This is a genomic window from Nonomuraea sp. NPDC049750 (assembly GCF_040659625.1).
Classification (GTDB): Bacteria; Actinomycetota; Actinomycetes; order Streptosporangiales; family Streptosporangiaceae; genus Nonomuraea.
In genome coordinates this window covers 711,165-729,540 of the sequence record NZ_JBFANB010000003.1, presented here as the reverse complement: position 1 = coordinate 729,540, position 18,376 = coordinate 711,165, and the positions used below count along the sequence as shown (strand labels likewise).

Annotated in this window: 20 protein-coding genes and 1 pseudogene; 10 read left to right on the top strand and 11 right to left on the bottom strand. The window is 68.9% G+C overall.

Annotation, left to right across the window (positions count from 1 at the left end):
* Positions 1–62: 62 nt before the first annotated feature.
* Both AB0J16_RS11865 and AB0J16_RS11860 read left to right on the top strand, forming a co-directional pair.
* Positions 63–1,208 carry a hypothetical protein gene (locus AB0J16_RS11865; RefSeq protein ID WP_358537523.1) on the top strand — a complete coding sequence of 382 codons (1,146 nt, stop codon included), beginning with the start codon at positions 63–65 and terminating at the stop codon, positions 1,206–1,208.
* Positions 1,209–1,248: 40 nt separating this feature from the next.
* Positions 1,249–2,241, top strand: a complete 993-nt coding sequence (locus AB0J16_RS11860) for an SIS domain-containing protein (protein WP_358537520.1) — start codon at positions 1,249–1,251, stop codon at positions 2,239–2,241.
* Between the two features lie 57 nt (positions 2,242–2,298).
* On the opposite strand, the gene AB0J16_RS11855 is transcribed toward AB0J16_RS11860, so the two are convergent.
* From AB0J16_RS11855 to AB0J16_RS11840, 4 genes are all read right to left on the bottom strand, one after another.
* Positions 2,299–2,877, bottom strand: a complete 579-nt coding sequence (locus AB0J16_RS11855) for an ATP/GTP-binding protein (RefSeq protein WP_358537518.1) — start codon at positions 2,875–2,877, stop codon at positions 2,299–2,301.
* Positions 2,858–3,172: a DUF742 domain-containing protein gene (locus tag AB0J16_RS11850; protein WP_358537562.1), complete on the bottom strand. Its 315-nt coding sequence runs from the start codon at positions 3,170–3,172 to the stop codon at positions 2,858–2,860. Before AB0J16_RS11850 ends, AB0J16_RS11855 begins: the two co-directional genes overlap by 20 nt.
* A 67-nt stretch (positions 3,173–3,239) precedes the next feature.
* Positions 3,240–3,662 carry a roadblock/LC7 domain-containing protein gene (locus AB0J16_RS11845; RefSeq protein WP_225290600.1) on the bottom strand — a complete coding sequence of 141 codons (423 nt, stop codon included), beginning with the start codon at positions 3,660–3,662 and terminating at the stop codon, positions 3,240–3,242.
* 2 nt (positions 3,663–3,664) lie between these two features.
* The gene (locus AB0J16_RS11840; RefSeq protein ID WP_358537515.1) at positions 3,665–6,148 is read right to left on the bottom strand and encodes a nitrate- and nitrite sensing domain-containing protein; all 2,484 of its coding nucleotides are present in this window, start codon (positions 6,146–6,148) and stop codon (positions 3,665–3,667) included.
* Positions 6,149–6,495: 347 nt separating this feature from the next.
* On the opposite strand from AB0J16_RS11840, the gene AB0J16_RS11835 reads away from it, so the two are divergent.
* The 5 genes and pseudogenes from AB0J16_RS11835 to AB0J16_RS11815 form a co-directional block, all read left to right on the top strand.
* Positions 6,496–7,557: a glycine betaine/L-proline ABC transporter ATP-binding protein gene (locus AB0J16_RS11835; RefSeq protein WP_358537512.1), complete on the top strand. Its 1,062-nt coding sequence runs from the start codon at positions 6,496–6,498 to the stop codon at positions 7,555–7,557.
* Positions 7,554–9,467 carry an ABC transporter permease subunit gene (locus tag AB0J16_RS11830; RefSeq protein WP_358537509.1) on the top strand — a complete coding sequence of 638 codons (1,914 nt, stop codon included), beginning with the start codon at positions 7,554–7,556 and terminating at the stop codon, positions 9,465–9,467. The genes AB0J16_RS11835 and AB0J16_RS11830 overlap by 4 nt, the downstream gene beginning before the upstream one ends.
* The gene (locus tag AB0J16_RS11825; RefSeq protein WP_358537506.1) at positions 9,464–10,432 is read left to right on the top strand and encodes an ABC transporter substrate-binding protein; all 969 of its coding nucleotides are present in this window, start codon (positions 9,464–9,466) and stop codon (positions 10,430–10,432) included. Before AB0J16_RS11830 ends, AB0J16_RS11825 begins: the two co-directional genes overlap by 4 nt.
* 56 nt (positions 10,433–10,488) lie before the next feature.
* Positions 10,489–11,442: an ABC transporter substrate-binding protein gene (locus AB0J16_RS11820; RefSeq protein WP_358537503.1), complete on the top strand. Its 954-nt coding sequence runs from the start codon at positions 10,489–10,491 to the stop codon at positions 11,440–11,442.
* Positions 11,439–11,552 (top strand): annotated as a pseudogene (locus AB0J16_RS11815) (NAD(P)-binding protein); the annotation flags it as partial. The gene AB0J16_RS11820 and the pseudogene AB0J16_RS11815, both read left to right, overlap by 4 nt.
* A gap of 17 nt (positions 11,553–11,569) precedes the next feature.
* Here the strand turns inward: AB0J16_RS11815 and AB0J16_RS11810 are convergent.
* Both AB0J16_RS11810 and AB0J16_RS11805 read right to left on the bottom strand, forming a co-directional pair.
* Positions 11,570–12,406, bottom strand: a complete 837-nt coding sequence (locus AB0J16_RS11810) for an ABC transporter permease (protein ID WP_358537500.1) — start codon at positions 12,404–12,406, stop codon at positions 11,570–11,572.
* 87 nt (positions 12,407–12,493) lie between these two features.
* Positions 12,494–13,417: an ATP-binding cassette domain-containing protein gene (locus AB0J16_RS11805; protein WP_358537497.1), complete on the bottom strand. Its 924-nt coding sequence runs from the start codon at positions 13,415–13,417 to the stop codon at positions 12,494–12,496.
* Positions 13,418–13,496: 79 nt separating this feature from the next.
* Here AB0J16_RS11805 and AB0J16_RS11800 point away from each other — a divergent pair, with 79 nt between their 5' ends.
* On the top strand, positions 13,497–14,297 hold the full coding sequence (locus AB0J16_RS11800; protein WP_358537494.1) for a TetR/AcrR family transcriptional regulator: 801 nt from the start codon (positions 13,497–13,499) through the stop codon (positions 14,295–14,297).
* 135 nt (positions 14,298–14,432) lie between these two features.
* Here the strand turns inward: AB0J16_RS11800 and AB0J16_RS11795 are convergent, their stop codons facing one another.
* A complete protein-coding gene (locus AB0J16_RS11795; protein ID WP_358537491.1) occupies positions 14,433–14,897 on the bottom strand; it encodes an ATP-binding protein in 465 nt (154 codons plus the stop codon).
* 194 nt (positions 14,898–15,091) lie between these two features.
* Here AB0J16_RS11795 and AB0J16_RS11790 point away from each other — a divergent pair, with 194 nt between their 5' ends.
* Both AB0J16_RS11790 and AB0J16_RS11785 read left to right on the top strand, forming a co-directional pair.
* Entirely contained in the window at positions 15,092–15,946 is an 855-nt protein-coding gene (locus AB0J16_RS11790) for a helix-turn-helix transcriptional regulator (protein WP_358537488.1), read from the top strand.
* A gap of 23 nt (positions 15,947–15,969) precedes the next feature.
* On the top strand, positions 15,970–16,167 hold the full coding sequence (locus AB0J16_RS11785; RefSeq protein ID WP_358537485.1) for a DUF397 domain-containing protein: 198 nt from the start codon (positions 15,970–15,972) through the stop codon (positions 16,165–16,167).
* A 23-nt stretch (positions 16,168–16,190) separates the two neighbouring features.
* Here the strand turns inward: AB0J16_RS11785 and AB0J16_RS11780 are convergent, their stop codons facing one another.
* From AB0J16_RS11780 to AB0J16_RS11765, 4 genes are read right to left on the bottom strand one after another with little or no spacing between them, the layout of a single operon-like run.
* Positions 16,191–16,982, bottom strand: coding sequence for a hypothetical protein (locus AB0J16_RS11780; RefSeq protein WP_358537482.1), 792 nt, complete (start codon positions 16,980–16,982; stop codon positions 16,191–16,193).
* Between the two features lie 8 nt (positions 16,983–16,990).
* Complete coding sequence (locus tag AB0J16_RS11775; protein ID WP_358537479.1) at positions 16,991–17,569, bottom strand: ATP/GTP-binding protein; 579 nt, start codon at positions 17,567–17,569, stop codon at positions 16,991–16,993.
* On the bottom strand, positions 17,550–17,912 hold the full coding sequence (locus tag AB0J16_RS11770; protein WP_357942881.1) for a DUF742 domain-containing protein: 363 nt from the start codon (positions 17,910–17,912) through the stop codon (positions 17,550–17,552). The genes AB0J16_RS11775 and AB0J16_RS11770 overlap by 20 nt, the downstream gene beginning before the upstream one ends.
* 26 nt (positions 17,913–17,938) lie before the next feature.
* Complete coding sequence (locus AB0J16_RS11765) at positions 17,939–18,361, bottom strand: roadblock/LC7 domain-containing protein (protein ID WP_214641598.1); 423 nt, start codon at positions 18,359–18,361, stop codon at positions 17,939–17,941.
* Positions 18,362–18,376: the final 15 nt, after the last annotated feature.

Sequence of the window (18,376 nt, the reverse complement as noted above, 5' to 3'; positions counted from 1 at the left end):
TGCGGACACTGTTACCTGGATGTTTGGTATTCCTGTTGAACATGGATTCAATTTGGAGGCGGTTGCTCTCTCTCGGTGAGAAGCCCCTCACATCACGGGACCGCGGCGTCTCGGCCGCGCTCGTGACGGCGCTGGGGGGAGGGGACGACGTGCCGCCGCCGTTCGCGGTCCGCCGCTTCTCCGCGCTGCCCAGCCTCTCGTACGAGGCTGGGGATCTCGACACTGGGGTGCCGGTCGAACGGGATTTCGGCGCACATGTCGACCAGACGAACTACTCCGTGGTCGTGGCCGATCGAGTGGTCGTCAAGTGGCTGACGCCGCCGGCGGCGCTGCCGCATCCCGCTCCCGATCTGCTCGCGCACCTGGCCGGGGCCGGGTTCCGGGACACGGCTCCGCCGTACGCCGCTCTGACCCGGGTGGACGAGACGGGCGAGAGGCTACTCGCGCTGGTCACGGGCTACCTGCCGGAGGCCAGGGACGGTTGGGAGTGGTGCGCCGACGAGGCCGCTGCCGGCCGCACCGCCTTCGCGGAAGCCCTCGGCCGCCTGGCCGCCGACCTCCACCTGGCGCTCTCCACTTTCCCACCCCCTTCCATCGTCGCCACTCCCCCAGCCGTTACACCCATTTCCGGTCTGCCGGTTTCCCGTCTGGCGGAAAGGGCCGAGCGAGCGCTGACCGAGGCCCTCGCCCTGACGGACGGCGCGGACGGCGCGTGGCTGGCCGGCCGGGCCGATGCCCTCAGAGCCGAGCTGGCCCCGCTGACCAGGCCGATCACCACGCCGCTGATCCGCATTCACGGCGATCTGCACGTCGGCCAGATCCTGCGATGGCGCGACGGTTACGCCGTGATCGACTTCGACGGCAACCCCACCGTCATGGAGGCCGCGCCGTACCAGCCGGCGGCCAGGGACCTCGCCCAGCTCGCCACGAGCCTGGAGCACGTCGCCCAGGTGGCGATCGAGCGCCGTGGCACCCCGCCGGACCAGGCGCTCGGCTGGGCCGGCGAAGCCCGCGAGCGCCTGCTGGCCGCCTACCGGAACCGCTTGGCCGAGTGCGGGCGGCCGGATCTCCTGGACGAGTCGCTGCTGCGCCCGTTCGAGATCGAGCAGGAATGCCGGGAGCTGGTCTACGCCGCCCGCCACCTGCCCCGCTGGCGCTACGCCCCGATGGGCGTGCTGCGCGCCCGCTATCCCGACAAGACCCCGTGAACCCCGAGCCCTGCCAGGCAGACACTTCTGAGGAGACCCCGTGAATTCCGAGCTCTACCTGGCCGATCTGGAGGCCAAGCCCGCGGCTCTCGCCACCCTCGCGGACGCGCTGGCGGCGGGCGGCCTGTACGAGGGGCTGCCCACCGGTGTCCGGCGGGTGCTGTTCCTCGGCATGGGCAGCTCCCGCTATGCCGCCGGAGTGGCCGCGCTCCGCCTGCGCGCGGCGGGCATCGATGCCTACGCCGACTACGCCTCGGCCGCCGCGTCCTACCCGGCGGGGCCGGAGACGCTCGTGGTGCCCATCTCGGCGACGGGCACCAGCCGCGAGACGCTCGACGCGGTGGCCCGCTACGCGGGCGGCCCGTCGTTCATGGCGGCGCTCACCAACCATCCTGACTCGGCTCTCGCGAAGGCGGCCGACCTGGTCGTGCCCATGCACGCGGGCGAGGAGCGGGGCGGGGTGTCCTGCCGGACGTTCCAGCACACGCTCGCTCTCCTGCTCGCGCTGGAGGCCCATCTCACGGGCGACGGGCGCGACCTGGCCGACCTCGTACGACGCAGCGCCGAGGCGTCGGCCGACCTCCTCGACCGCAGGGAGGAGTGGCTGCCCCTGACACTGGAGCTGCTGGACGGCCCGGACGGCGTCTACACCATCGCGCCCGTGGAGCGCCTGTCGTCGGCGGAGCAGTCGGCGCTGATGTTCCGCGAGGGTCCGCGCCGACCGGCCGACGCCTGCGAGACGGGCGACTGGGCCCACGTGGACGTCTACCTCACCAAGACCCTCGACTACCGCGCGCTGCTCTTCCGCGGCTCCGGCTACGAGGACCAGGCCATGGACTGGGTGCGGCAGCGCGGCTCGACGGTCGTCACGGTCGGTGGGGACCTCATCGGCGGCGATCTGCTCGGCGGGGATCTCAAGGACGCCACGGCCGCCATCCGCTACGCGCACGACGGCGACGCGGACGTGGCACTGCTCACGGAGACGCTGGTGGCGGAGCTGGTCGCCGCCGACTGGTGGTCGGCCGTGTCCTGAAAGGTGGGCGGCGTCCTCAAAGATAGGCGGCGTCCTGAAAGAGCGTCCTGAAAGCCGTCAGCGGGCGCCGGACGCGGCGCGGGCGTTCAGCGCGTGCTCGACCAGCGCGATGAGTGTGTTCTTGACCGGCTCGCGGGCCCGCGCGTCGGTGCGCACGATCGGGATGTGCGGGGAGAGCGTGAGCGCCTCCCTGACCTCGCTCTCCACATGCGGGAACTGCCCGTCCCACCCGTTGAGCCCGACGACGAACGGCAACCCGGCGTTCTCGAAGTAGTCGATCGCGGGGAAGCTGTCGGCCAGCCGCCGGGAGTCCACCAGGACCACGGCCCCGATCGCCCCCCGCACCAGGTCGTCCCACATGAACCAGAACCGGTGCTGTCCCGGCGTACCGAACAGGTAGAGGATCAGATCACGGTCGAGCGACACACGCCCGAAGTCCATGGCCACGGTGGTGGTCGTCTTGCCCGGCGTGTGCGCGAGGTCGTCGATGCCCGCCGAGGCGTCCGTCATCACCGCCTCCGTGGTCAGCGGCATGATCTCCGACACCGCGCCGACGAAGGTGGTCTTGCCCACGCCGAACCCACCCGCGACGACGATCTTCGTCGAGGTGAGCCCGCTAGAGCCTGCGAAGTCCACTGAGTACCCTTTCGAGCAGGCCCGTGTCCGGGATTCCTGCCTCGAGCTGTGGCTGGTAGACGCGTACCAGCCCTTCCGACTCCATGTCGGCGATCAGCACCCGCGCCACTCCGAGCGGGATCCGCAGCATAGCCGACACCTCGGCCACCGAGCGGACCTGACGGCACAGCTCGCTGATCGCCCGGTACTCCCGGGTGTAGGCCATACCGAGCCGCATCGAGGTCGACGAGGAGACCAGCGCCTCCATCGCCAGGCCACCGCGTGGGGCGGTCCGGCCGCCCGTGACGGCGTACATCCGGACCAACGAGCTGCGCTCGGGCTCCGGTCCGCGGTCGTCCCACGCTGCCAACAGTCCGCTCCCATCACCAGGTTCGCGCGGCCGAGAGTTCCGCGCGGACGGCGGGCGTGAGCACTTGCCCCGCGCGCTCGACCAGAATCGTCATCTGGTAGGCCACCAGGCCCATGTCGCAATCGGGTGCGGCCAGCACCGCCAGGCACGAACCGTCACTGATGGCCATGGCCAGAAGCAGCCCGCGGTCCATCTCGATGAGGGTCTGGGTGACTCCGCCGCCTTCGAAGACGCGCGCGGCGCCCTGGGTGAGGCTGATCAGCCCCGCCGCGATGGCCGCGAGCTGGTCGGCGCGGTCTTGGGGGAATCCCCGGGAGATGGCCACCGGAAGCCCGTCGGCGGAGACCACCACCGTGTGGGCGACGCCGGGCACCTGCTCCACGAAACCGCTGACCAGCCAGTTCAGATCCCTGGCCGCCTGGCTCAGGTTCTTCATCATCATTCCTCCTCTAATTCTTCGCGGCCCTTGCGCACGCCCTGCTGGTAGCTGGCGAGCCTGCTGCGCAACCGGTCGGGCGAGACCGGCGGCGCCTGCACGGGCGTCGGCGGGGGCGTGGCGGAGCCGGGCACGAGGTTGGCCTTCGGCGTCCGCTTGGGCAGTCCGGATGTGGTCGTCCCGCTCTGCGCGGGTTCGCCGATCGCTCCCGCCGCCTGCCATCCGGTGTCGGCCGGCGAGGTCCAGGCGGGGTCGCGCTGGTCCGGCGTCGGCGTCGCCTTGGTGAACCAGCTCGACTCGAAAGAGGAGTAGAACTCGTTGTCGGCCTGCGGCGGTGGGGAGGAGGCCAGATCGGGCATCGGCACCTCCACCGAATGCGTGTGCTGTGAGCTGAACCACGACGCCGAATCGAGCGGCTGGTCGAACGCGGGGTCGTACGACGGGTGGCCGAGGCCGGGCATCGCCGGTGTGGCCTGCATCGGCACCTGGACGAACGGCGGCGGCTCCGGAGTCGCCGCCGGCCCGGGGACCGCGGTGAGCAGCATCTCAGGGATCAGCACCATGGCGGTCAGGCCGCCGGTGTCCTGGGGACGCAGCTGCACCCTGATGCTGTGCCGCAGCGCGAGCCGGCCGACCACGAACAGGCCCATCCGCCGGGAGACCGAGACGTCGACCACCGGCGGGTTGGCCAGCCGCCAGTTGGCCTGGGCCAGCTCCTCCGGCCCCATGCCGATGCCGTGGTCGGTGACCGAGACCATCAGCCCGCCGCCGTCGATGTGGCTGCTGGAGATGATGACCTTGGTGTCGCGCGGGGAGAACGAGACCGCGTTCTCGACCAGCTCGGCGAGCAGATGCACGACGTCACTGACCGCCTGGCCGGCGATGGCGGCCGCCGACTGCACCTGGACGCTGACCCGGTCGTAGCTCTCGACCTCGCCGAGCGACGCGCGTACGACGTCCATCAGCTCGACGGCCTCGCTCCACTTGCGCGCCGCCTCCTGGCCGGCCAGAACCAGCAGGTTCTCGCTGTTGCGGCGCATGCGGGTGGCCAGGTGGTCGAGCAGGAACAGGTCGCCGAGCCGGGTGTCGTCGCGCTCGCCGCGCTCCAGCCGCTCGATCAGCGTGAGCTGCCGCTCGACGAGGGTCTGGCTGCGCCGCGACAGGTTGACGAACATCGCGTTGACGTTCGAGCGCAGCCGCGCCTCGTCGCCGGCCAGTCGTACGGCCTCGCGGTGCACCTCGTCGAAGGCCCGCGCGACCTCCCCCACCTCGTCCTTGGAGAAGATGCCGATCGGCGGCACCTCGGCGTTGAGCGCGCCGTCGCGCGACTCGCGCAGGTGCTGGACGAACTCCGGCAGCCGCCGGCCGGCGATCTCCAGCGCCTCGCCGCGCAGCCGGCGCAGCGGGCGGACCAGCGATCTGGCCACCCCTGTGGTGATCAGCAGGACGGCGATGAGCAGCGCGAGCACGGCGCCCGCGATGATGAGGGCACGCTGGCGCTCGGCCGCGCCCAACGCCTCGCTGCGGGTCAGGATGCCAGCCGCCTGGCGCTGCTCGACCTTGCGGAAGGCGTCGACGACGACGTTGCCCGCGTCGTACCACTCTTTGGCGTCGTCTCCGCGGCTGGCCTGGTCGAGCCCTCTCAGCGGCAGCCCGGCCGTGGCCCGGATCAGCACCAGTTCGCGCAGGAACAGCATGCGGTCGGCGGGCCTGCCGTTGACGGTCTCGTCGAAGAAGCGGCGCTCCTCAGCGGTGGCCTCGTCGCCGAAGCTCTTGCGCTCGTTGCGCTCGCGCGACAGCTCGCCGAGGAAGCGCTTGAGCTGTTCCTGGTCGAGACTCCCCTCGACCAGGCCGGTGGTGACCAGCGCCTGCTGGAGCGAGACGCTCTCCTTGGCCTGGGCCAGCGAGTCGAGCATGCGGGTCTGCCGGAACAGCTCGTCGTCCTGGCTGCCCTTGATCAGCTCGTTGTGCACCGACAGCAGCTCATTGATCACCGTGGTGTAGAGCTCGACGCAGGCACCGGGCAGCAGCTCGGCTTCGAGTGCCTGCTCGCGCAGGCCGGCCAGGTCGTTCAGGCGGCTCAGCATGTTCTCGATCTGGTCGGCGGTACGGCCGGTGACGTCGCCCACCAACTGCTCGGCGCTGGCCCGTACCTCCTTGGTGGACTCGTCCACCTGGTCCATCTGGTTGCGCACGGCGGCCAGCCCCGTCACGGGCCGGCCCCTGGCGATGAACCACGAGGTCCTGGCGCGCTCACCGGCGACCAGGTGGGTGAGCGCGCCGACCTGCTGGGACAGCTGCGCCAGCCGGTTGGTACGGGTGTAGTCACCGGCGGCGCCTATCGAGGCGAACACCTGGAAGCCGCCGAGCAGGACGGCGGCGGCGGTCGGGATGACGATGAGGGCGACCAGCCGCGCTCGGACACGCCAGTTGCGCAGACGCCAGTTTGCCTCGTCCGCCTGCCGTTCACCCAACTGAGTACTCACCGAACGCAACCTCTCGCCCGAATCGGCGTATATGAAGGGCGCCTGAGGCCCCTGGGGAAAATCAGCAAGTGCCGGTAATTGGAACACATACCTACCAGCTCGGCCAAGCGAACATAAGGCCACAAAAGTTGAGTTGTGTGGCACATGGGACGAGAACCTGGAGCCCCATTTATGCTGACCATTGGCCGAGAAATATTCCAATAACCGAACAAGTGTCCGCTTGTGGGCGTTTGTACCGTTCCATGGCTATAACACCGGAGAGGCGCAGATGTCTCCTAAAGGTCACAGCGTTGAGATTTGCGTTATCCAAGACATAGGTTGAGCCCCGGCAAAGCGAGGAGGCGAGTGTGGCGGTTTCTCCCGACAGTGCGGCCATCGAAGTCGAGGGGCTGTGGAAGATCTTCGGCCCAAAGGCGGAAAGGGTCCTGGAGTGCGATGACAGGTATCTCGAACCCGCCGTACTGAGAGAGAAGACAGGTTGCACCGCCGCGGTCAGAGATGTCAGTTTCGAGGTACGGCCTGGCGAGGTCTTCGTCGTCATGGGCCTTTCAGGAAGCGGTAAATCCACCCTGGTCCGCTGCCTCACCAGGCTCATCGAGCCGAGCGCGGGCGAGGTCAGGATCGACGGCGAGGACATCGGCCGCGCCGCCCCCGCCCGCTTACGCGAGATCCGCCGCCACCGGGTCAGCATGGTGTTCCAGCACTTCGGCCTGCTCCCCCACCGGCGGGTGATCGACAACGTCGCCTACGGCCTGGAGGTCCAGGGCATCGCCAAGGCCGCCCGGCACGAACGGGCCGGGGAGATCCTCTCCCTCGTCGGCCTCGACGGGCACGCCGACGCCTACCCCGACCAGCTCTCCGGCGGCATGCAGCAGCGGGTCGGCCTGGCCCGCGCGCTCGCCGTCGACCCTCGGGTGATGCTCTTCGACGAGCCGTTCAGCGCGTTGGACCCGCTGATCCGCCGTGACATGCAGGCCGAGGTGATCCGCCTGCACCGCGAGGTCGGCAAGACGATGGTGTTCATCACCCACGACCTGTCCGAGGCGCTCAAGCTGGGCGAACGCATCGCGATCATGCGGGCCGGGGCGATCGTGCAGCTCGGCACGCCGGAGGAGCTGGTGGGTGCGCCGGCCGACGACTACGTGGCCGACTTCGTCCGCGACATCCCCCGGAGCCACGTGCTCACGCTGCGCTGGATCTGCCGCCCGCCCGAGCCCGGCGAGCCCCTCGACGGCCCGGTCCTGCCCGCGCACACGGTCATCAAGGACGCGATCGGCGCCATGTCGTCCTCCTCCCGGCCCATCCGGGTCGTCGACGGTGACGAGCTGGCCGGAGTCGTGGACCGGGTGGACATGCTCACCTTCCTCGCGGGGCAGGACGCGGCGAACGCCGTACAGGCGAGCGCATGAGCACCACGGCCGTCACGACTCCCTCCAGGCTGCGTGTGCCCAGGTGGGCGCTGCCGGCGGGGATCGCGGTGCTGTTCGCCGTCGCCTACCTCCTCTTCCGCGGCACGGGAACGCTCCCGCACGACAAGTCGGCGCCGCAGTTCCTGGCGCTCACCGACCTGCGCGAGTGGATCGACGACCACCGCAACTCCAACCCGCTGTTCCTGTACTTCCTGAACTACATCCGGATCTTCGTCGGCTCGGTCTACACGGCCTTCCAAGCTGGGCTGTACGCGCTCGGCTGGCCCGGACTCATCGGTGTGATGGGCGCGCTGGCCTGGCTCGCGGGCGGCTGGCGGATCGCGCTGCCGGCGGTCGCCGGAGTCGGCTCGTTCGGTGTGCTCGGGCTCTGGCAGTCGAGCGTCGACACGCTGGCCCTGGTCGCGGCCTCGGTGCTGCTGTCGCTGGCGATCGGGATCCCGCTGGGCATCTGGGCGGGGCTCTCGCCACGGGTGCGCCGGGCGATCACTCCGGTCCTGGACGTCATGCAGATCATGCCGACGTTCGCCTATCTGGCGCCGCTGGTACTGTTCTTCCACATCGGCGCGCCCGCCGGCGCCATCGCGACGATGATCTACTCGATCCCGCCGGCCATCCGCATCACCGCGCTGGCCATCGAGCAGGTCTCCCCCACTGCCGTCGAGGCGTCGTCTTCGCTGGGCGCCACGGGCCGCCAGACGCTGTTCAAGGTCTACCTGCCGCTGGCCAGGTCCACGATGGCCCTGGCGGTCAACCAGACCATCATGATGGCACTGTCGATGGTCGTCATCGCCAACCTCATCTCGGCGCCGGGCCTGGGCGGCGACATCATCCGCGGCCTGTCACGCGCCCAGGTCGGCATCATGCTCCCGGCCGGCATCGCGATCGTCGTCATGGCGGTGGTGCTGGACCGCATGCTGGTCGCGCTCGCCAGAAAAGACCCACACCGCCGAATCGGCCGAGTCCAGCTGATCATTGCCGCCGCGCTGGCCGCCGCAGGGCTGGCGCTGACGCCGCTGCTGCCCGCCGAGTGGCCCGAGGACTGGACGGTCAACTTCGTCGTCCAGGTCAACGACGCGGTGCACTGGGCCGAGACCAGCTGGTACGGCGTCACGACGTTCGTCAAGGACGTCACCACCGATCTCCTGCTCAACCCGCTGGAGGGCCTGCTCACCTCGGCGCCGTGGTGGCTGATCGCCGCCGCCGCGCTGCTGCTGGCCTGGCGGGTGAGCGGCGTACGACCGGCGCTCACGGCGCTCGGCTGCCTGCTGGCGATCGCGCTGCTCGGCATCTGGGAGCACGCCATGCAGACGCTCACCACCGTCGCGGTCGCGGTGCTCGTCACCCTGGTCATCGGCCTGCTGCTGGGTGTGGCGGCCGCACGGTCGTCCCGCTACTCAGCTGTGCAGCGCCCGATACTCGACGCCGCGCAAACCATGCCGGCCTTCGTCTACCTGCTGCCCGCGCTCGCCCTGTTCGAGACGACCAGGTTCACCGCGATCTTCGCCTCGGTCATCTACGCGGTGCCCCCGGTCGTCCGCCTGGTCGAGGACGGCATCAGGGCGGTGCCCGCGACCGTGGTGGAGGCGGCCACGGCCGCCGGGTCCACCTCGGGCCAGCTCCTGTGGAAGGTGCAGCTGCCGATGGCCCGCCGGGCGATCCTGCTGGCCGCCAACCAGGGCATCGTGATGACGCTGGCCATGGTCGTCGTGGGCGGCCTGGTCGGGGCCGGCGCCCTCGGCTACGACGTGGTCGTGGGCTTCTCCCAGCGGACCGACTTCGGGATGGGCTTCGTCGCCGGCATCGCGACGGTCCTGCTCGGGGTCATGCTCGACCGCATCACGCAGGGTGCCGACAGGCGCCCTTCCCCCCAAAGAAGGAAAACCACATGAAGATTCGCCTGCTCGCAGGCCTTCTCGCGCTCGGGCTCGCGGCTGCGGGATGCGGCGGCGCCAAGGTCGAAGAGCCGTCCAGCTCCGCCGCGCCCAAGGCCCAGGGCAGCGCTTCGAGCGCCGGGACCGTCAAGATAGCGATCAACCCGTGGGTGGGCTACGAGGCCAGCGCCAACGTGGTGGCGTACCTGCTGAAGAACGAGCTCCACTACGACGTCCAGCTCCCGGAGATCAAGGAGCAGCTCGCCTGGGAGGGCTTCGAGACCGGCGACGTGGACGTCATCATCGAGAACTGGGGTCACCCGGACCTGGCGAAGAAGTTCATCGAGGAGAAGAAGGTCGCCATGTCGGCCGGTTCGACCGGCAACAAGGGCGTCATCGGCTGGTACGTGCCCAAGTGGATGGCCGACAAGTACCCGGACATCACCGACTGGAAGAACCTGAACAAGTACGCCAGTCTGTTCAAGACGTCGGAGTCCGGCGGCAAGGGCCAGCTTCTTGACGGCGACCCCAGCTATGTCACCAATGACGAGGCCCTGGTCAAGAACCTCAAACTGGACTTCAAGGTGGTCACGGGCGGCAGCGAGGCGGCCCTGCTCAAGTCGGCGACCCAGGCGCAGGAGCAGAAGAAGGCGCTGCTGTTCTACTTCTGGACGCCGCATTGGCTGTTCGACAAGGTCGATCTCGTCCGGGTCAACCTGCCCGCCTACACCCAGGGCTGCGACAGCGATGCCAAGAAGGTCGCCTGCGACTACGCGGAGCTGGACCTCGACAAGATCGTGAGCAAGAAGTTCGCCGACACCGGCGGCAAGGCCTACGACCTGGTCAAGACCTTCAGCTGGACCAACGAGGACCAGAACGCCGTCGCCAACGACATGACCAACGCGGGCATGACCGGCGAGCAGGCCGCCAAGAAGTGGGTCGAGGCCAACACCGCCAAGTGGCAGGCGTGGATCCCCAAGTAACCGTCTTAACCCCTCTTGACCGCGGCCCCGGGCGGGCCGCGGTCGTGGAGCCTCTCATGCCTCACATGCTTCACCTGCGTACCAAGACGATCGCCGGGCCGCTGGTGGCGGCCCTGTTGCTGACGGCCTGTTCCAGCGGGGCGCCGTCGCCCGCCGCCGCGGCGAAGGGCACGGTGCGCATCGACGTGCACGGCTGGGTGGGCTACGAGGCCCAGGCCGCCGTACTGGCCTACCTGCTCGAACACGAGCTGGGATACAAGGTCCAGAAGCGCAAGATGAAAGAGGAGGACTCCTGGAAGGGCTTCGAGACCGGCCAGGTCGACGTGATCGTCGAGAATTGGGGGCACAGCGATCTTAAGAAGGAGTACATCGAGGACAAGAAGGTCGCGCTCTCCGCTGGTCTCACCGGAAACAAAGGTGTGATCGGATGGTACGTCCCCGAGTGGATGGTCAAGAAATATCCGGACATCACGAACTGGCGGAGCTTGAACAAGTATTCGAGCCTATTTCGGACCGCTAAATCCGGAAATTTCGGTCAGGTGCTCGACGGCGATCAGTCGTTCGTCACCAATGACGAGGCGCTCGTGAAGAACCTCGGCCTCGATTACCGGGTCGTCTACTCCGGCAGCGAGGACGCTCTGATCAAGGCGGCACAGGTGGCGACCAAGAATCGTACGCCGGTGCTGATGTATTTCTACGAACCCCAGTGGCTGTTCACCAAGGTCAAACTCGTCAAGATCAACCTGCCCGCCTACTCCATAGGCTGCGACGCCGCCGCCACCAAGGTCGCCTGCGACTATCCGCCGTACCTGCTCGACAAGATCGTGAGCAAGAAGTTCGCCGAGACCGGCGGCCCGGCGTACGAGCTGGTCCGCAACTTCACCTGGAGCAACGACAACCAGAACGCGGTCGCCAGTGACATGATCAACGGCAAGATGAGCGCCGACGAGGCCGCCAAGAAGTGGGTCGACGAGAACAAGATCGTGTGGAAGGACTGGATCCCCCGTTGAGGTTCGACTACGTCATCGTGGGCAGCGGGTCGGCGGGGTGCGCTCTGGCCAACCGGCTCAGCGCCGATCCCTCTGCGTCGGTGCTGGTGCTGGAGAAAACACCCAGGGAACCATGGTGGCTACCGCGCTACCGGTCCAGGCGCTGGTAGAGGCGGACCGACAGGACGAAGAAGACGGCGGTGATCGCCAGCGGCCAGACGATCGCCATCGTCACCGCGTGCTGGGCGATCCACGACTCGCCGCCCCAGCCGGGATTGCCGAACAGTTCCCTGGCCGCCGCGACGGTCGACGACAGCGGGTTCCACTCGGAGACGGCGCCCAGCCAGCCCGGCATGGTGGCCGGGGCGACGAAGGCGTTCGAGAGGAACCCGATCGGAAACTCCAACGTCTGGATGACCGTCACCGCCCCCGGGTCCTTGGTCACCAGACCGAGGTACATCCCCACCCACAGCAGGGCGAAGCGCAGCAGCAGGAGCAGTCCCACGGCCCCGAGCGCCCCGCCGAGACTCGCCGGGCGCCACCCCACCGCGAAGCCGCAGGCCAGCAGGCCCGCCAGGACCAGCACCGAGTTGAGCAGGTCGGCGAGGGCCCGGCCGATGAGGACGGCCGAGGGGGCCATCGGCATGGACCGGAACCGGTCGGTCACGCCACGGGAGAGGTCCGTGGTGATCGCGACCATGGTGGCACCGAGTCCGAACAGCATGGTCATGCCGTACATGCCGGGCATGAGGAAGGCGAAGTAGTCGGCTCCCTCGGGCACGTCCACCGCGCCGCCGAACAGATAGCCGAACGCGAGGGTGATCACCACGGGAAACGCGACCCCGAACACGATCGTCATGGGCTGGGCGATCCAGTGGATCAGGTCACGCCGCGCGACCGCCCACCCGTCGGCCAGCGCCCAGCGCAGCCGGGTGAGCGGCCCGTCCACAGCGGTCGCGGTCAGGTCGGAAGCTACTGCGGTCATGTCGGAGCTCCTAAGGTCGGTTGAGGTCCGAGGAGTTCACTCGGCGATGCGGTCCGTGGGTTCAGGCGGTGGTGGGTCCGTCAGGTTTCAGGCGGCGGTGAGGCTCAGGAAGACCTCGTCGAGGGTCGGCCTGCGCAGCGCGACGTCCTCGGCCTCGATGCCCGCGGCCGAGAACGCCGTCAGGACCGCCGTGAGCGCCTGAACCCGCTCGCTCACCGGTGCGCTCACGTGACGGGTGTCCTCGTCGATCTCGGCGGGCCCGGCGGCCACCCGGCCGACGATCCCGGCGGCCTCGGCCAGCCGCGCCGCGTCCCTGACGACCACGTCGAGCCGGTCGCCGCCGAGCTCGGACTTGAGCTCGCCCGGCGTGCCCTCGGCGACGACCCTTCCGGTGTCGATGACCGAGACGCGGTCCGCGAGCTGGTCGGCCTCCTCCAGGTATTGGGTGGTGAGCAGCACCGTGGTGCCGGTGGCGACGAGGGCGCGCACCGCCTTCCACACCTCGCCGCGGCTGCGCGGGTCGAGCCCCGTGGTGGGCTCGTCGAGGAAGAGCACGGGCGGGGAGAGGATCATGCCGGCCGCCAGATCGAGCCGGCGCCGCATGCCGCCCGAGTATTCCTTGACGGGACCCGGATGCTCCAGGCCGAACGCGTCCAGCAGTTCGGTGGCCCGCCTCCTGGCCGCGCCGGCGTCCAGGTGGTAGAGGCGGCCGAACAGCTCCAGGTTCTGTCCGCCGGTCAGCACCTCGTCCACCGCCGCGTGCTGGCCGACGAGGCCGATGCTCTGCCGTACCAGCCGGGGGCGGGCCGCCACGTCGAACCCGGCCACCTCCGCGCGGCCGCCGTCCGGGCGCAGGAGCGTGGTGAGGATCCTGACGGCCGTGGTCTTGCCCGCGCCGTTCGGGCCGAGCAGCCCGCAGACCGTGCCCTCGGCCACCTCCAGGTCGAAGCCGTCAAGGGCCGTCTTCTTGCCGTACGCCTTGCGCAGGCCCTGTGCGAGCACCGCCGCCATAACGCCTCCTTGAATTCCGTACGCCGTACCGTACAACATACGATTCAATCCCGGCAACCGTACGGTGTACCGTACGAAGGTGACCATCGAGTACTCCGGCAAGGGCGACCCGGCACGCAGCCTGGCCCTGCTCTGGCGCACCAGCGAGCGGACCAGCCGCAAGGGCAAGCCCGACCTGAGCGTCGACCGGATCGTCCGCGCCGCCATCGAAGTGGCCGACGCCGAGGGCCTCCAGGCTCTGTCGATGCGCCGCGTCGCCGAGCGGCTGGGCGTCGGCACGATGTCGCTGTACACGTACGTGCCGGGCAAACCGGAACTGCTCGACGTCATGCTCGACACCGTGTACGGCGAGACGGGGTACGGCCAGACTGGGTACGGCCAGACGGCCGGGCCGGAGGAATCGCCCGGCGACTGGCGGGCCAGGCTGACGCTCATCGCTAAGGAGAACTGGGCGCTCTACCAGCGCCACCCCTGGCTCTTGCAGGTGGCGACGAACCGCCCGGTGCTGGGACCGAACACCACGGCCAAATACGACTACGAGCTGCGCGCCGTCGACGGCATCGGGCTGACGGACGTGGAGATGGACTCGGTGATCACCCTGGTGACCGGGTTCGTGCACGGCACGGCCCGAGGAGCGGTGGAGGCCGCGCAGGCGGAGAGCCAGACCGGGCTGACGGACGAGCAGTGGTGGGCGGCGCACGCCCCGTTCCTCAGCCGAATCACTGACGCGTCGCGCTGGCCCACGGCCTCCCGCGTCGGACAGGCCGCGGCGGAGGCCCTGGGCGGCGCGTACAGCGCTGAGCATGCCTTCGAGTTCGGCCTCGAACGCGTCCTGGACGGCATCGACGCCCTGATCACCCGCCGGGCCGAATCGACCTGACGAGGTCAAGCCACCGCCTCAACCGGCACCCCGGCGCCGGTCTCCCAGACTCGCCGTCCGCATACCGGGGCGCAGGCGGAGGCGCCGCGCAATGCGGGGGATGCGGATCGGGATCGAACACCCAACTCACCGGCATCACCTGCCACCTCCGCGTACGGCTCCGCTTATCACGCACTCCCCGGCACAGACAGGCGTCTCCGGACCCGTGGACACCTCTGCCCAAGTCGCGCGCCGCCCCCCGCCCAGCACACGCACGCCCCACGTGGCCGAGTACTGATCGACCAGCAACAGCCCCCGTCCCGTGCAGCCATCGTCGTCGACCACGCGCGGCCGAGGAACAGCGCCCGCCCCGTCATCGGTGACCTCGGCCCGAGCCGTGGCGACTCCAACGGCGATGACCTCGATGGCGACCATGCCGCCACACAGCCCAGAAGCGGTGTGCAGCACAGCGTTGGCCACCAGCTCACTCACCACCAGCCGAACGTCGTCCACGTCCAGATGCCCGGCCGCCGTCAGCATCCCGCCGACGCAATGGCGAGCCACCGCCACCGAATGCGCTACCCCGGGCAACACGACCTCGCCCAAAAACCGCTCGTTCACTGCACCACCTCTCTCACCCGCGCGGCCTCATCCATGCCGTACGCGACAGGGGCCGTCACGACTACGCACTCCCACTGTCATCAATCAGCTACGGTGCGTAGCAGTGGTTTACGTTTTGGAAGTTACCTCAGCACAGCTTCCGTTGGTAGCTTCCAATGGAAGTTTCCTTTGGTAGTTTCCAAAAAGGAGCGTGGATGGCAGTAGAGACAAGCCCTACGGTGCGCAGACGCCGGCTTGCGTCTGAGCTACGACGGCTGCGGACTGAGCGCGACCTTGCCATGCAAACGGTGGCGGACCGGATGGAGATGACAGCCGCGTCACTCAGCCGCATCGAAACAGGACGCCGAGGGATCAAACCGCGCGACCTTCGAGCTCTTCTTGGCCTCTATGAGGTCCCTGAGGCGGACCAGGAAGCGCTCCTCGATCTTGCCCGGGAGGCCCGGCAAAAAGGGTGGTGGCAGCAGTACGGCAATGTCCTGAGCACCGAGTACGCGACGCTGATCGGATTGGAGGCTGAGGCGAGCACCATCCGCAACTACGAGCAGGCCCTCGTTCCCGGTCTGTTGCAGACGGAGGCCTACACGCGAGCGGTCACGACCGTCTTCCGTCCTGCCGACTCCCCCGAGGAGATAGACCGACTCGTTTCAGTCCGGCTCAAGCGTCAAGAACGACTGGATGACAGCGCGTTCGAGCTGTCCGTGATCCTGGGTGAAGCCGTGCTCCGGCAGAGCATCGGAACGCCGGCGATCATGGCTGAACAGTTGAGCCGCCTGGCTGAGGCCAGCCGAAAACCCAACGTCATGGTGCAGGTCCTTCCCTTTCGAGCAGGAGCGCACCCAGCGCTGACCGGCTCGTTCAGCCTCGTAGGCTTCCCTGCTTCCAGCGACATGGACGTCGTCTACCTGGAGAACATGACCAGCGCCGTCTACCTGGAAGAAGCTCCTGGAGTGCGGAGCTATGGGTCAGTGTTCGACTACCTGCGAGCTGCGGCCCTGAGCCCGAACGACTCAGCGACTATGCTGATGGAAGCATCGGAAGCTCTCACATGAAACGGTTACGAAGGGGGAGCGGGATGCGTGATGCGGACGGATGGCTGAAGAGTTCGTACAGCGGCGGCAACGGCAACTGCGTGGAAGTGCGTAAGCATCGCTCGATGATCGCGGTGCGCGACTCCAAAGATCCGGACGGCCCCCAACTGCACTTCACCCTTTCCGAGTGGGAGGCCTTCCGGCGTGGCCTCGCAGATGGCGAGTTCGACTCGCTTGGCTGACAGTCCCCGCTTCGCCGGTTCCGCTAGTGGTCGGCCGCTTCCTTGACGGTGGGTGCGGGGCGGCGATCAGGCAGGCCCGCGGTGGCGAGCGCGCTGCCGAGTTGCCGCTCCGTAGGCGGCACGGTCCAGGTCAGGCCGGGGCCGCCGTTGGCGATCGCGCTGGTCAGCACGCTGCGGAGCACCACCTCGTCGGGTGCCCCCGGCTGCCGGGCCCGCGACTCGTCGTACTGGTCACGGATTCGGGCCAGGTCGAGCAGCAGCGTGGTGCCAGGCCGCCCGTCGTCACCCGGTGCGGCGACGCCCTGCGCATCCAGGCCATCCCCACCCGGCACGGCGACCCCCAGCACGCCCAAGGCACCCCCACCAGGTACGGCAACCTCGGAGTGGACGATCGCGCGCACCCTGGCGGCGAAGCCGTCGCCATCCGTCCAGCCTGGGCGCACGTGCAGCACCCCTGGCTCCTCGGTGGCCAGGAAGCCGGCCAGCAGCGCGCCGACCGTGGTCTGCGGGTCGTGCATGGCCTCCTGCCCCCGGGCGGCGAAGCGGCCGGCGAGCAGGTCGAGTGAGATGAGCCGCGGCGGCTCGAACACCGTCAGGACGCCGCACTCCCCGCCGATGTCCACCGTGTTCCCCGCGTCGGCGTAGGCCCTCAGACCCTCCAGCAGCGCGGTCGCGGCTTCTTCGTCCAGCCGCGCCTCCCACCCCGCCCTGTGCCCCGCCTCGGGCACGCCGGATGATCCCGGTACAAAGACACGGCGGGCCCACCAGACGGCCACGCCGAGCACCACCGCGGCGGCGGCGAGCGCGATCCACATGATGCCCGCTAGGAGACGGGCGCCGCACGCAGGCGAACGACGTGCTCGACGAGGGAGATCAGCGTCCCCTTCACCGACTCGCGGTGCCGCGCGTCCGTACGCACGATCGGCACGTTCGACGACAGCGCCAGCGCCTCGCGCACCTCTTCCTCCGAGTGCGGGAACTGGCCCTCCCAGCCGTTTACGCCGACCACGAACGGCAGTTTGGCCTCTTCGAAGTAGTCGATCGCCGGGAAGCTGTCGGCCAGGCGCCGCGTGTCGAGCAGCACCACGGCGCCGATCGCGCCGCGCACGAGGTCGTCCCACATGAACCAGAACCGGTGCTGTCCGGGCGTGCCGAACAGGTAGAGGATCAGGTCACGGTCCAACGACACGCGCCCGAAGTCCATGGCGACGGTCGTCGTCTGCTTGTTGGGCGTCATGCCGAGGTCGTCGATGCCCGCGGACGCGTCGGTCATCACCGCTTCCGTGGTGAGCGGCAGGATCTCGGACACCGCCCCCACGAACGTCGTCTTGCCGACGCCGAACCCGCCCGCGACGACGATCTTCGTCGACGTCAGGCCGGGGCTAGAGCCTGCGTAGTCCACTGAGCACCCTTTCGAGCATATTGAGGTCTGGCTGTCCCTCGCTGAGACGTGGCTGGTGCAGGCGGACAAGTCCTTCGTCGGACATGTCCGCCACGAGCACTCGAGCCACGCCCAGCGGGACGCGGAGCAGGGCCGAGATCTCGGCGACCGACCGGAACGAGCGGCAGAGCTGCATGATGGCCTCCTGCTCGGGAGTGAGCATGGACATCTCGTCATCCGGTATGGACATCGACGAGATCAGCGTCTCCATCGCCAGGTGGTAGCGCGGCTCTGACCGGCCGCCGGTCACCGCGTACGGACGGAACAGGGGCTCATCGTCCCCGGTTCCGTCAATGCCGTACACGGCCCTCCCCCATCAGTTCCATTGCATCACCGCGTCCTGGCCGCCTGAAGCTCCGCGCGCAGGGCCGGCGTCAGCGCCTGGCCCGCCCTGTCGACGAGCAGCGTCATCTGGTACGCCACCAGTCCCATGTCGCAATCGATCCCCGCCAACACGGTGAGGACCGAGCCGTCGCTGATCGCCATCACGACGAGCAGCCCGCGCTGCATCTCGACGACGGTCTGCGACACGGAGCCGCCCTCGAACACCCGGGACGCGCCCACGGTCAGGCTCAGCAGGCCCGCGGACACCGCGGCGAGCTGGTCGGCGCGGTCCGGCGGGAAGCCCTCGGAGCTGGCCAGGCAGAGGCCGTCGGCCGAGACGACGACGGCATGCGCGACTCCGGGCGTGTTCCGCACGAAGTCGGTGATCAGCCAGTCGAACCTGTGGGCCTCATGGCTAAGGGTGGTCACTCGCCCTCCCCGGCA